This window comes from Burkholderia sp. BCC1977, from assembly GCF_905339595.1.
Lineage (GTDB): Bacteria > Pseudomonadota > Gammaproteobacteria > Burkholderiales > Burkholderiaceae > Burkholderia.
Map to the genome: position 1 here is coordinate 14,419 of NZ_CAJPGQ010000053.1, position 12,702 is coordinate 27,120.

General features: G+C 66.0%; 12 protein-coding genes. 5 read left to right on the forward strand and 7 right to left on the reverse strand.

What is annotated here, in order from left to right:
- The first annotated feature begins 2 nt into the window (after positions 1-2).
- The 3 genes from U5771_RS30455 to tssL are packed head-to-tail and all read left to right on the forward strand — an operon-like array spanning position 3 to position 2,484.
- Positions 3-860, forward strand: coding sequence for a DUF4123 domain-containing protein (locus tag U5771_RS30455; RefSeq protein ID WP_322027400.1), 858 nt, complete (start codon positions 3-5; stop codon positions 858-860).
- A gap of 25 nt (positions 861-885) precedes the next feature.
- Positions 886-1,167, forward strand: coding sequence for a PAAR domain-containing protein (locus tag U5771_RS30460; RefSeq protein ID WP_322027401.1), 282 nt, complete (start codon positions 886-888; stop codon positions 1,165-1,167).
- 12 nt (positions 1,168-1,179) lie between these two features.
- Positions 1,180-2,484, forward strand: coding sequence for a type VI secretion system protein TssL, long form (gene tssL, locus U5771_RS30465; protein ID WP_415859452.1), 1,305 nt, complete (start codon positions 1,180-1,182; stop codon positions 2,482-2,484).
- Positions 2,485-2,768: 284 nt separating this feature from the next.
- Here tssL and U5771_RS30470 read toward each other — a convergent pair whose 3' ends face one another.
- Together U5771_RS30470 and U5771_RS30475 are read right to left on the reverse strand one after the other, a co-directional pair.
- On the reverse strand, positions 2,769-3,977 hold the full coding sequence (locus U5771_RS30470; RefSeq protein ID WP_322027403.1) for a benzoate/H(+) symporter BenE family transporter: 1,209 nt from the start codon (positions 3,975-3,977) through the stop codon (positions 2,769-2,771).
- Between the two features lie 232 nt (positions 3,978-4,209).
- Entirely contained in the window at positions 4,210-5,235 is a 1,026-nt protein-coding gene (locus U5771_RS30475) for a fatty acid desaturase (RefSeq protein WP_322027404.1), read from the reverse strand.
- A gap of 259 nt (positions 5,236-5,494) precedes the next feature.
- On the opposite strand from U5771_RS30475, the gene U5771_RS30480 reads away from it, so the two are divergent.
- A complete protein-coding gene (locus U5771_RS30480) occupies positions 5,495-6,319 on the forward strand; it encodes a phosphate/phosphite/phosphonate ABC transporter substrate-binding protein (RefSeq protein ID WP_322027405.1) in 825 nt (274 codons plus the stop codon).
- A 40-nt stretch (positions 6,320-6,359) separates the two neighbouring features.
- On the opposite strand, the gene dbpA is transcribed toward U5771_RS30480, so the two are convergent.
- From dbpA to U5771_RS30505, 5 genes are all read right to left on the reverse strand, one after another.
- The gene (gene dbpA, locus U5771_RS30485; RefSeq protein WP_322027406.1) at positions 6,360-7,757 is read right to left on the reverse strand and encodes an ATP-dependent RNA helicase DbpA; all 1,398 of its coding nucleotides are present in this window, start codon (positions 7,755-7,757) and stop codon (positions 6,360-6,362) included.
- A complete protein-coding gene (locus tag U5771_RS30490) occupies positions 7,754-7,951 on the reverse strand; it encodes a hypothetical protein (protein WP_124612887.1) in 198 nt (65 codons plus the stop codon). The genes dbpA and U5771_RS30490 overlap by 4 nt, the downstream gene beginning before the upstream one ends.
- A 471-nt stretch (positions 7,952-8,422) precedes the next feature.
- Positions 8,423-10,066: a malate dehydrogenase (quinone) gene (gene mqo / locus U5771_RS30495; protein WP_322027407.1), complete on the reverse strand. Its 1,644-nt coding sequence runs from the start codon at positions 10,064-10,066 to the stop codon at positions 8,423-8,425.
- Between the two features lie 534 nt (positions 10,067-10,600).
- Positions 10,601-10,921 carry a hypothetical protein gene (locus U5771_RS30500; RefSeq protein WP_322027408.1) on the reverse strand — a complete coding sequence of 107 codons (321 nt, stop codon included), beginning with the start codon at positions 10,919-10,921 and terminating at the stop codon, positions 10,601-10,603.
- A 61-nt stretch (positions 10,922-10,982) separates the two neighbouring features.
- On the reverse strand, positions 10,983-11,471 hold the full coding sequence (locus U5771_RS30505; protein WP_057926304.1) for an Lrp/AsnC family transcriptional regulator: 489 nt from the start codon (positions 11,469-11,471) through the stop codon (positions 10,983-10,985).
- A 125-nt stretch (positions 11,472-11,596) separates the two neighbouring features.
- Here U5771_RS30505 and U5771_RS30510 point away from each other — a divergent pair, with 125 nt between their 5' ends.
- Positions 11,597-12,634, forward strand: a complete 1,038-nt coding sequence (locus U5771_RS30510) for a histone deacetylase family protein (protein ID WP_322027409.1) — start codon at positions 11,597-11,599, stop codon at positions 12,632-12,634.
- Positions 12,635-12,702 lie beyond the last annotated feature (68 nt).

A 12,702-nucleotide genomic window follows, 5' to 3' on the forward strand; every position in this document is an offset into this window, starting at 1 on the left:
ATATGCAACAACGCGCGCAATCATTCGGTCTGGTCGACGGCGCCGTCAACCCGGCAAGGATCTTGCCCTTGCTCGAGCAGTCCGGCACGCAGTTCGTTTCGCTCTTTGAGGGGCTTCCTGAAGAGCAACTCGGGCCGGCTTCCCTATTTCTCACCTGCATTGATGATCCGGCCGCAACGTGGGTGAGCGAGCTGGATCGAATCGACCTTCACTCGCCGTGTCTCACGCTTGTCTGGAGCCGTGTCGGTTTGCAGGAGCTAGCCGCGCATTTTCGCGCGTTCCTGTTCGCAGGGATCGGAGACGGCATGACCGCGATGGTCCGATTCTTCGATCCTCGCAATACGGGTGCGGTGCTCGATATGTGGGGTAAACAGATCACCGATGTGTTCCTGGCACCGATCGAGCGGATCAAATATCGCGGGCGTCACGCGCAGTGGCAGACGGTCGAGAATGATTCGCTCGACGTGGGGCGAATTTCCCGATCCGTGATGATCGAGCTTGACCAGAGGGATATTGATAAGCTGATGGCGCATACCGAGCCAGATGAACTCATCGCATCGCTGATCGATCTGGGACACATCGATGAAAGCCTGCCTTACAGGAGCCGCTTCACCGAATTCGAGCCCCGGTACCGACGGGCGCTGGAATGGGGATTCACCGAACCCGGAGACCGGTTGGCCTATTGCAACTACTCGTACCGCTACGGAGCAGGTTTTGATCGGCACCGGTACATTCGCGACGCACTGACGGCGCGTCGTCGAACGGGCGAGGGATTCGACGCGATGGTGGATCAGATACCCGGATGGGTATGGCGCGAACTCAAGCGCGGGAGTGAAGCTGGATTGCGCGCGCAATCTTGACACGTCATTGACTCGGAAAATCAACATGGCGCTGAAAATCATCGTGGTCGGCGATACGACCTCGCACGGGGGCCGAGTCATCAGCGGCTCGGAAACGCATACCATCGGCGGCCGGCAGATCGCCCGGCTGGATGACTTGGTCGATTGCCCGGAAAAATATCCGGACGGTCGTCCGCACGGGGTCAACCGGATCGTCGAAGCACATCCGACGTTCACCATCGGCAACCGACGCGTGGCGATGCACGGTAATCGCACGGAATGCGGTTGTACGCTAATCGGCAGTGTCGCGGCGGACGCTGGAGGCTAACCCATGGCGACAATGAATTTTCCAGCGGATGCGGCTAAGGAACAGTCTGCCGCTGAAGAAAAAGGTGGATCATCGGCCAGCGTCCCGGCTGCTTTCAGCGATGGACATACTTTCGCAAAGGCGGTTCCAGAACACCCCCCGTCGGAGCCGTTTGACCAGCGGTTGGCTGGGGTTCGTGAGGCACGGAATCCGTTGTTGGAGGCATCCCGTGTTTTGCTCCGCGCCCAGGCAGACATGCCCGATAAGTTGAAGTCGAACCAGGCCATTGCCCGGTTAAAGTCGTTGCTGGAACAGGAGATGCGCGTATTCGAGAGGTTGTGCGAGCAGGCAAGCATTCGTCGCGATCACATGATCGGCGCAAGCTACTGCCTGTGCACGGCACTGGACGAAGCCGCAACGCGAACCGCATGGGGCAAGGAGGGCTCATCTGCGATCGAGTGGATCCAAGGGGGGCTTGCGACCACTTTCCACGGAGATCTCAAGGGCGGCGACAAGGTCTATTTGCTGATCGGCCGGTTGCTGGAGGCCCCCCACGAGCATCGGGACTTGCTGCAAGTGATTTACCGAATTCTCAGTCTCGGATTCGAAGGCCGCTACCGAGGCGTAACCGACGGCAAGCGCAAACACGACGCGATCCGCCAGCGGCTCTACAACGTCATCACATCGCAACGCGAACCCGTGCCGATGGCCTTGTCTCCGCACTGGCAATCGACCGCAAAAGGCAAGCACCTGTCGTTCTACGATTTCCCTGTGTGGATCACCGTAACCGTCCTGTCCGTGATCCTTCTCGGCCTGTTCGGCTGGTTCAAGTACGAGTTGATGAACCGTGCCACGGAAGTGCAGAAGCAGATTGCCACGATCGGCGCCATGACACCGCCACCCGCACCACCGCAATTGAACCTCAGGCAGTTGCTCAAGGATGAAATCGCCGCCGGCACCGTTAGCGTCGACGAAGATGCCCACCGCAGCGCCGTGACATTCCGCGGTGATGCGATGTTCAAGCCTGGCGGCGCGTCGGTCCAGCCATCGATGAACCCGCTGATTTCAAAGATCGCCGGCGAAATTTCCAAGGTGCCCGGCAAGGTAGCCGTTCTTGGTTATACCGATAGCGTGCCGATCCGCAGCCGTCATTTCGCGTCGAATCAGGTGCTGTCGGAAGAGCGGGCGATTCAGGTCATGCAGATGCTGCAAGCCGAGGGTGTGCCGGCGAATCGTCTCGAAGCCGCAGGCAAGGGCGATGCCGATCCTGTCGGCGACAACCGAACCGTGCAGGGCCGAGCGCAGAACCGGCGTGTCGAGATCGTCGTCGCGCGATAAGCCAGATCCGTTTCCGGAATAACGCATGAAGAAGTTCCAGTTCCTGTCGTTTCTGGCCTCGCGCGAGTTCCTCGCACTGATTCTCGCGGCGGCAGGGGGGCGATGCAAAATGTCTCGGCGACCGGACAGAGCGACGCCGATCCGCTCGCCGACAACGGCACGGCACCGGGCAGGTCAAGGAATCGCCGTGCGAAGTGAACGTATCGAACTGAACGACGGGTCAGGGTGCGTTGCGATTCGCCGATACGACGGAAGTGCTGTCGCCGCGGGCATGGTGAGCCTGCTCAAACGTCCCGACGCCCCCGCACCCTGCTCAACACCGCATACGCCACCGACCCGATCACGATCCCCCAGAACGCGGACCCGAGCCCGAGCCACGTCATCCCCGATGCGGTCGCGAGGAAGGTGATCACCGACGCTTCGCGATGATCCTCGTCCTCGAAGATCCCGTGCACGTTCGCGCCGATCGCACCGATCAGCGCGAGCCCCGCGAGGATCGCGACGAAGGCTTTCGGCAGCGCGAAGAACAGCGTGACGATCGTCCCGGCGAAGAGCCCGCCGACCAGATAGATCACGCCGTTCGCGATGCCCGCGATGTAGCGCCGGTCCGGATCCTCATGCGAATCCTTGCCGGTGCACAGCGCCGCGGTGATCGCCGCGACGACGATCGTGATCCCGCCGAAGCATGCGACGACGAGCGACATCACGCTGGTCGCGGCGATGATCGGCCGCGCGGGCGTGTGATAGCCCGATACGCGCAGGATCGTCATGCCCGGCAGGAACTGGCCGGTGAGGCTCACGACCACGAGCGGCAGCGCGAGGCTGAGCGTCGTGCCGAGCGTCCATTCGGGCGCGATGAAGATCGGCCGCGCGATGCTCGGCGACACGTTGCCGAGATGCGCCATGCCGAGCAGCGTGGCGAGCGCGGCGCCCGTCAGCAGCACGAGCACGATGCTGTAGCGCGGCAGCAGGCGCTTGAAGATCACGTACGCCGCGATCATCCCGAACCCGAGCACCGGCTGCGCGGTCGCGGCGGAGAACGCGTGCATGCCGAACGGCAGCAGGATGCCGGCCATCATCCCGCACGCGATGCCGCGCGGAATGTGGCGCACGAGCCGGTCGAAATAGCCGGTGATGCCGATCACGAGGATGATCAGCGCGGCCGTGATGTACGCGCCGACGGCCTGGTTCAGCGTCAGTTGCGGAAACAGGCCGACCAGCAGCGCGGTACCGGGCGCCGACCATGCGGTCACGATCGGTACCTTCAGTTTCCAGCTCGCGAACAGCCCCGACACGCCCGCGCCGATCGAGATCGCCCAGACCCACGAAGCCACCATCTCGTTGGACGCATGCGCGGCCTGCGACGCCTGGAAGAAGATCGCGAGCGGGCCCGCGTAGGAAATCAGCACCGCGAGAAAGCCCGCGGTGACCGCGGAGACGGACCAGTCGTTGCCGATCGAGCGGATCGCGCCGGGCGAGGTGTTCGGTTGCATTGTCGTAGGGGAGTACGGCGCGGGGCCGGGAGGCTGAGCCGGGGCGAATGATTGTTGGAAGCCCCGGACGAGCCGTCATTCTGGCCATTGCCGTCGGAATTGGCAATTCGCCGATGGCGGCCGGTGTTGTCGGCTTTTCGTAAGGGATTCGCGCCCCCGGGGTGGCTGCGCGGCCTCGCGCGTGCGTTGCCGCGCCGGGCGGCTTCACGGCGAAGCGCGGCGGGTTCGAGCGTTACGTACTGATCTGGAGATACCCGTCGACCGCGGCGACCTTCGCGCCGCTGCCCGTCGATATCGACGCCGTGCCCTCGTCGAACGGATGCACGGGCGTGTCGGTCGGCGTCCACGCATGGCGCGCCAGCAGTTCGCGATACCCGCCGCGGATCACGAAGCCGCCGCATTTCTCCGCATATGCGTCGCGCCGCATCCGGTACGCGCGCGGCAGGTCGTACCACGGCAGCTTCGGCAGGTCGTGATGCACGAGGTGATAGTTGTTGTTCAGGTACAGCAGCCGCATCGCGAAGCCGGCCTCGTTGATCGCGATGCGCGCCTTCGGATGCCGTGCGGCGCGATGCTCGAACAGCGAACGGATCATCGCGAGCGACAGCGCCGGCCACGTGACCGCGAGCACGTAGTACCACCACGGCACGCCGATCGCCCGCTGCAGCCAGGCGAGCAGCGCGACCACGCAGGCGGCGTGCGTGACCCACATCCGCAGATGGCGGAAGTCGCCGCGCCGGAACACGGCGAACGCGTCGGCGAACATCGCGGCGATACTGGTCGGCGGCCCGAACACGAGACGTCCGGAGAAGGTGGTGCGCGCAACCGTCAGCGCGCGACGCCAGCGCGGCAGCCGCGCCCACTGCTCGCGCGACACGTAGTTCGTTTCCGGATCGATGCCCGGCACGGTCAGGTCCTCGTCGCGGTGATGGTCGAGGTGCGTGTCGCGATAGAGCGTGTACGGATACCAGATCGTCAGCGGCGGATAGCCGAGCAGCCGGTTCACGAACGCGGAACGCGTCGGATGGCCGTGCAGCAGTTCGTGCTGCAGCGACATGTGCCACGCACCGAGCAGGATCAGCGGCGGCGTCGCGGCCGCGAGCGACAGGCGCTCGGCACGCACGAGCAGCAGCACGGCGAGCCAGCCGCCGTAGATCGCGACGATCAGCAGCCAGGTCGGCCACTCGGTGCGGGCAGTGAAGCGGGCGTCGAGCGCGGCGATCGCGCGCGCGTGGTCGACGTCGAAGTATTCGGCCATGGTGCTGGGGCGGGACGAAGCGGGTGATACGGGTAGCGGACGATCGCGCCCGTACGGGGCACGATGGAATTGGCCGACATGCGCCGCGACGCGCGGTCAGCCGCTGAAGCGGCATGCGACGGCATCGCGACATTGAAACGCTAACCGGGCCGCGTAGTCAGGCCAACCAAGCAATTCGCATTTGCTTATCGCTGCCCGGCCGATAAGCATGGGTAGCCTTGACCGGGAGCCGTACGCCGCCGATGCGTAGAATGCCCGCATGAGCCAATGGATCGCCGGACTGCCGATGTACAACGTGACGCCGCGCCACGCCGCACTGTGGCGCGCGTTGCTGCGTGATGCGCTTGATGCGTTCGCGCGCGCCGGCGGGCCTGCCGGTGTCGCGCTGCTCGACGAGCCGTTCGGGGATCTGCACACGCTGTGGCGCCGCAACGACCTGCTGCTGTCGCAGACGTGCGGTTATCCGTACCGGATGCTGGGATTGCGCGATGCCGTGCATCTGGTCGCGACACCGGCCTTCGATGCACCCGGCTGCGACGGCGCGCGCTACGGCAGCGTGCTGGTCGTGTCGGCGCGCGTGCATGCGGGCGGCGCGACGACGCTGGCTGCCTGTCGCGGATTGCGGGCCGGATACAACGGCGCGGATTCGCACAGCGGGATGAACGCGTTCCGGCATGCGGTCGCGCCGTATGCGCATGACGGACGTTTCTTCGGGTCGGTCGTGTCGTTCGGCTCGCACCTGAACGTGCTGCGCGCGCTGGCGGCAGGCGACGCCGATTGCGCGGCGATCGATTGCGTGACCTTCGCGTATGTGCGCGATGCGCTGCCCGGGTTGTTGAACGGGATCCGGATCATCGGCATGACGGCATCGGCACCGGGATTGCCGTTGATTGCGTCGAAGGCGCTGGAAGGAACGCGGGTGGAGGCGCTGCGGGACGCGCTCGATCACGCGGTCGCGCTCGATCCGGAACGGGCGAACGTACTGCGGCTGAAGGGCTTCGAGCGCCTGCCGCCGGACGCATACGACACGATTGCCCGCTTCGCGCGGGATGCTGCCGCGCAGGGGTATCCCGGGCTGGCGTGAGGCGGTGCGGCGGCCGGGACAGCCGCCGCACCGCTCGCGATCACTCTTCGTCCATCAACCGGACCTTGACCCGCTTGCCCTTGATCTTCCCCGCATTGAGCTTGCGCAGCGCGTCGTGCGCGACGCCGCGCTCGATCGCGACATAGGTCGAGAACTCGGTCACGTTGATCTTGCCGATCTGCTTGCCGTCGAACCCTGCATCGCCGGTCAGCGCGCCGAGCACGTCGCCCGGGCGGATCTTGTCCTTGCGCCCGCCGAGGATCTGCAGCGTTTCCATCGGCGGCAGCAGCGTGTCGTTGCCGGCCGGCTTCAGCTCCGCGAGCGGATGCCATTCGACGTCGCGCTTCTGCGCCTGCTCGATCGCGCCGACGCGGCCCATCTCGTCCATGCTCGCGAGGCTCAGCGCCCAGCCTTCCTGGTCCGCGCGGCCGGTGCGGCCGATGCGGTGCACGTGCACTTCGGGGTCGGGCGTCACGTCGACGTTGATCACCGCCTCGAGCTGCGCGATGTCGAGCCCGCGCGCGGCGACGTCGGTCGCGACCAGCACCGAGCAGCTGCGGTTCGCGAACTGGATCAGCACCTGGTCGCGCTCGCGCTGTTCGAGCTCGCCGTGCAGCGCGAGCGCGTGGAAGCCCTGCGCATGCAGCACGTCGAGCAGGTCGCGGCATTGCTGCTTGGTGTTGCAGAACGCGATCGTGCTCACCGGCCGGTAGTGGTTCAGCAACTGGCCGACCGCGTGCAGCCGCTCGGTTTCCGTCACTTCGTAGAAGCGCTGGCGGATCTTGCTGTTGTCGTGGCGCTCCTCGAGCTTCACTTCCTTCGGGTTGCGCAGGAACTGCTGGCTCAGCTTCGCGATGCCGTCCGGGTAGGTCGCCGAGAACAGCAGCGTCTGGCGCGTCGTCGGGCACATCCGCGCGACCTTCGCGATGTCGTCGAAGAAGCCCATGTCGAGCATCCGGTCGGCTTCGTCGAGCACGAGCGTGTTCAGCGCGTCGAGCTTCAGGTTGCCGCGGTCGAGGTGATCCATGATGCGGCCCGGCGTGCCGACGACGATATGCGCGCCGTGCTCGAGGCTCTGCGCCTGCGGGCGCATCGGCGTGCCGCCGCACAGCGTCAGCACCTTAACGTTTTCCTCGGCGCGCGCGAGACGGCGCACTTCCTGCGCGACCTGGTCGGCGAGCTCGCGCGTCGGGCACAGGATCATCGCCTGCACGTCGAAGCTGCGCGCGTCGAGGCGCGACAGCAGCGCGAGCGAGAATGCGGCGGTCTTGCCGCTGCCCGTCTTCGCCTGCGCGATCAGGTCGTGGCCGGCCAGCGCGATCGGCAGGCTCGCGGCCTGGATCGGCGTCATGTCGACATAGCCGAGCTGCGCGAGGTTCGCGAGCGCGGCGGGCGTCAGCGACAGCGCGCTGAAGGGCGTGGCGGTCGGTTGGGTCAAGAGAGGTCTCCGAGGTAGGGACGGCCTTCCATCTGTTCGTAGACGACCGTGCCTTCGTCGTCTTCGAAGCGTTCGAGATAGTTGCGCGCGCCGCACAGCGGGCAGCGGAACAGCAGCCCCTGGCCTTCGTCCTTGATGACGACGTCGGACGTCTCCCACTGCGTGCCGCAGCTCTGGTTTCGGCAGGTAAACACGGTCTTTCTCCAGCTGAATTCGGTTGATGGCGCGCCCGGCGGGCGCGGCAACGGCGTGCGGCGCTCGCGCGGCTCGGGCGCGGGCCGCACCGGCGGTCGTGTGGACCGCGTCGATGCGGATGGTGGAGCGGGTGGCGACGGCGTCGCGCGTGCCCGCAATTCTAGCGGATGCGGGGGGCGGGCTGGGGGCGACCGGTAGCAGACGGCCGACCGCGGACAACCCGTAGCGGTCGAGCGGCCGGGGCGATCGGCTGCGGAGCGAGCGGCCACGGGACGGCTGGCGGCGGACGGCTGGTAGAGGACGCCCGCTAGCGGAAGACCGTCAGCGGGCGATCGGCATCGATGCGACCGGCGGTGTAGCAGCCGTCCATGCCGCCACCAGTCGAAGCACGCCGTACCGTCCGCCTCCGCCATCAAAAACGGCCGCCCCGGAGGGCGGCCGTGCGAGGCGGTAAAACGGGGCCGGACGCGTTACAGCGCCATGTCGGCCGCTGCCTTCGCGGGGCGCGCCGGGGCCGTGCCCGTCGCCTGCGACGGCGCCGTCAGGTCGATCTTCGGCGGCGGCGAGAGTTGCAGCACGTCGCTCGTATAGGTCCATTCCTCGACGACCTTCGCCGGGCTGTCGTTCAGCTTCGTGCCGTAGCTCGGCACGATCTGGCGGATCTTCTGCTGCCATTCGGGCGTCGCGACCTTGTCCTTGAACACCTTCTGCATCAGGTTCAGCATGATCGGCGCGGCCGTCGACGCGCCCGGCGATGCGCCGAGCAGGCCCGCGATGCTGCCGTCCTGCGCGCTGACGATCTCGGTGCCGAGCTTCAGCACGCCGCCCTTCTTCGGATCGCGCTTGATGATCTGCACGCGCTGGCCGGCCTGCCACAGGCGCCAGTCTTCCTTCTTCGCGTCCGGGAAATATGCCTTCAGCGCGTTGAAACGGTCGTCGTCGGTCAGCATCAGCTGGCCGGCGAGGTACTCGACCAGCGGGAATTCGTCGACGCCCACGCGCATCATCGGCGCGACGTTGTGCAGGTTGGTGCTCTTCGCGAGGTCGAAGTACGAGCCGTTCTTCAGGAACTTGGTCGAGAACGTCGCGAACGGCCCGAACAGGATGATCTTCTTGCCGTCGATGATCCGCGTGTCGAGGTGCGGCACCGACATCGGCGGCGAGCCGACCGACGCCTTGCCGTATGCCTTCGCGAGGTGACGCTTCACGACCTCGGGGTTGTCGGTCACGAGGAACGAGCCGCCGACCGGGAACGCGCCGTAGTCCTTCGCCTCGGGGATGCCCGACGCCTGCAGCAGGTGCAGCGCACCGCCGCCCGCGCCGATGAACACGAACTTCGCGTCGACGGCCTGCGGCGGTTCATCCGAATGCAGCTTTACCCATGACACGTGCCACGTGCCGTCCGCGTTGCGCGAGATCTCGCGCACTTCGCTCGACAGCGACAGCGTGAAGTTCGGCTGCGTCTTCAGGTAGCCGACGAACTGGCGCGTGATCTCGCCGAAGTTCACGTCGGTGCCGATCGGCGTCCAGGTGGCGGCGACCTTCTGCGAGCGGTCGCGGCCTTCCATCATCAGCGGCACCCACTGCTTGATCTGGTCGTAGTCTTCCGAATACTGCATCCCGCGGAACAGCGGGCTCGCCTGCAGCGCGTCGTAGCGCTTCTTCAGGAAGCGGACGTTGTCGTCGCCCCACACGAAGCTCATGTGCGGCGTCGAGTTGATGAACGAATGCGGGTTCTTCAGCACGCCCTGCCTGACCTGCCAGGCCCAGAACTGGCGCGAGATCTGGAACGACTCGTTGATCTCGATCGCCTTCGAGATGTCGATCTTGCCGTCCGCCTTCTCCGGCGTGTAGTTCAGCTCCGCGAGCGCCGAGTGGCCGGTGCCCGCGTTGTTCCAGCCGTTCGAGCTTTCCAGCGCGACGCCGTCGAGGCGCTCGACCATCGTCATCGACCAGTCAGGCTGAAGCTCGTGCAGCCACACGCCGAGCGTCGAGCTCATGATGCCGCCGCCCACCAGCAGGACGTCGACCTTCTTCGTATCGGCGGCGTGCGCGGACGACGCGGCGACGCACAGCGCGAGCGCCGACAGTATTACCCGTAACGTTTTGATCACAGCAGATCCCTTTTTCAACTTGGATGCATCGGTTTGCCATGCCGCCCGGCCGATGCGGAATCGCATCCGGCTCGCGCATCCGGAGATCCGGACCGCGAATCCGGAATTCCGGACCGACCGCGTTCACCGTTGCATTTGCGCACGCGAAGCCGTTGCGAAGGACACCTTCGGATCGGCTTCATGCACGCATGCAATCGCGGGCTTCACGGTCGTGCGACGGGCGCGCAGGCCCTTGTCGCAGGCCTCGCCGGACGGCGCTTCGGACCGCGTCGAAAGCGGTCGCGCGCAATGCGTTCCGCGGGGGCGGGATGGCAAGGGGCGCGTAATATAACCGAACTCGATTGCCGTGTCGCACGCGCGGAATATCCTTGTTTTCGTGGGGTTTTTTGTGTGTCCGGGTTTCCGGAACGACGGTGCGCGGAACGGGAAAAACGGCGGGGATCAGCGGGGCGAAACGCGCGCGACGGGCATGTCGCCCGTCGCGCTTGCACTTCATCGAGTCGCGGCGTTGCACCGCGAACCGGTCACATCACATCACTTCGCTTCGCCGCTCCGGCAGAATTGCTCGTACCCCTGCGCCGAATTCGCGAAGCCACGCGCCTTCGCGAGTTCCCACGGACGCTCGCATTGTCGGGTCGTTTCGCACCAGGAATAACCCGCCGAGCCGATGCAGCCGTGCGCGTCGCGATCGCCGCCGACCATCGGCGGGGCGGCCTGGGCGGTCTGTGCGCCCTGCGTGTCCTGCCCGGCGACATTCGGCGGGAGCGGGGTAGGCGGCTGCGTCGCGCACGCGCCCAATGCAAATGCGAAGGCGATCGCGGCGGCAAGCGACGCGGAAGGCATGAAATGTTTCATACGGTAGCGCTCCATGGGATGAAGGTCGACAGAGGGTGCCCGTGCGTGGGCGCATGAACGATCACGCATCCGGCACCGGCACGCGCGACGAGAACTTGACCTCGCGCAGCGCGAGGCTCGACTGGATCGACGACACGCCGGCCTGCTTGCGCAGCACGCGTTCGACGAATTCCGCATACGCATCGAGATCAGTAGCGACGACCTGCAGGATGTAGTCGGCCGCGCCGGTGATCTTGTGGCACGACGTCACTTCGTCGTGGCGCCGCATCACATCCTCGAAGTGATCCGAATCCTGGTCCGAGTGCATGTTGAACGTGACCTGCACGAACGCGAACACGTTCATTCCGAGCGCGCGGCGGTCGAGGTTCGCCTGGTAGCCGGTGATCACGCCTTCGTCCTCGAGCCGCTTGCGCCGCCGCCAGCACGGCGTGACGCTCAGCGACAGCCGTTCGCCGAGCGTCGCGTTGGACAGCGCGCCATCTTCCTGCAGCAGGCGGAGCATCGCGCGATCGACGCCGTCCAGTTCCACCGAAGCGCGATTTTTGCTCATTCCCGGGTCTCCGTAGACGGTTTTCTCAAAATTGTACGAAACGAAGAGGTGAAAAGCAAAGTTATTGCCGGCCGGCCTCAATAGACTGTTGCCACCCCTCACAGCCTTCACTGCAACGGTCAACCATGCTCACGGTCTACAGCAGCGATCACCATCTGCATCGCGGCGTCGAACTGAAGGACGGCGCGATCACCGATTCGTTCGAGAACCCCCTTCGCGCCGAAACGGTGCTCGCGCAGGTCCGCGCGGCCGGCCTCGGCGACGTGATCGCGCCGCGCGCGTTCGACCGCGCGAGCTATGCCGGCGCGCACAGCGCGCGCTATGTCGATTTCCTCGCCGGCGCATGGGACGAATGGACCGCGACCGGCCGTACCTGCCAGGCGCTGCCGCTCGTGTGGCCGGTGCGCGCGATGCCGTCGGCGGCGACGCTGCCCGACTTCATCGACGGCAAGCTCGGCTTCTTCGCGATGGACGCCGGTGCGCCGATCAACGCCGGCACGTGGGACGCAGTGAGTGCGAGCGCGAACTCGGCGCTCACCGGCGCCGACCTGCTGTCGAACGGCGGCGCGCGCGCGGCGTTCGCGCTGTGCCGCCCGCCCGGCCACCACGCGGGTCGCGAGTACATGGGCGGCTACTGCTACCTGAACAACGCGGCGATCGCCGCGCAGCACGGCATCGCGAGCGGTGCCGCGCGCGTCGCGGTGCTCGACGTCGACTTCCACCACGGCAACGGCACGCAGGACATCTTCTACGACCGTTCGGACGTGCTGTTCGCGTCGCTGCACGGCGAGCCGGCGGTCTCGTATCCGTACTTCTCCGGCTACGCGGACGAGCGCGGCACGGGCGCGGGCGACGGCTTCAACGTGAACCTGCCGCTGCCGAAGGGGACGCAGTGGGACACCTACTCGGCGGCGCTCGGCCAGGCCACGGCCGCGATCGCGAAGCACGCGCCCGACCTGCTCGTCGTGTCGCTCGGCGTCGACACGTTCGAGCACGACCCGATCAGCCATTTCAAGCTGCGCTCGCCCGACTACCTGCGGATCGGCGCAGCGCTCGCGCGCCTGAACCTGCCGACGCTGTTCGTGATGGAAGGCGGCTACATGGTCGAGGAAATCGGTATCAACGCGGTGAACGTGCTGCTCGGCTTCGAAGGGCGCGCGTGACCGCATCGCTTTGCCTGCAATCAACGACGGTCCTGATCACGAACCAAGAGCGACAAGGAAGGAGACGA

Coding starts and splice junctions, on each gene's coding strand:
- U5771_RS30455 (WP_322027400.1), top strand. CDS start 3: ATGCAACAACGCGCGCAATCATTCGGTCTGGTCGACGGCGCCGTCAAC.
- U5771_RS30460 (WP_322027401.1), top strand. CDS start 886: ATGGCGCTGAAAATCATCGTGGTCGGCGATACGACCTCGCACGGGGGC.
- tssL (WP_415859452.1), top strand. CDS start 1,180: ATGAATTTTCCAGCGGATGCGGCTAAGGAACAGTCTGCCGCTGAAGAA.
- U5771_RS30470 (WP_322027403.1), bottom strand. CDS start 3,977: ATGCAACCGAACACCTCGCCCGGCGCGATCCGCTCGATCGGCAACGAC.
- U5771_RS30475 (WP_322027404.1), bottom strand. CDS start 5,235: ATGGCCGAATACTTCGACGTCGACCACGCGCGCGCGATCGCCGCGCTC.
- U5771_RS30480 (WP_322027405.1), top strand. CDS start 5,495: ATGAGCCAATGGATCGCCGGACTGCCGATGTACAACGTGACGCCGCGC.
- U5771_RS30500 (WP_322027408.1), bottom strand. CDS start 10,921: ATGAAACATTTCATGCCTTCCGCGTCGCTTGCCGCCGCGATCGCCTTC.
- U5771_RS30505 (WP_057926304.1), bottom strand. CDS start 11,471: ATGAGCAAAAATCGCGCTTCGGTGGAACTGGACGGCGTCGATCGCGCG.
- U5771_RS30510 (WP_322027409.1), top strand. CDS start 11,597: ATGCTCACGGTCTACAGCAGCGATCACCATCTGCATCGCGGCGTCGAA.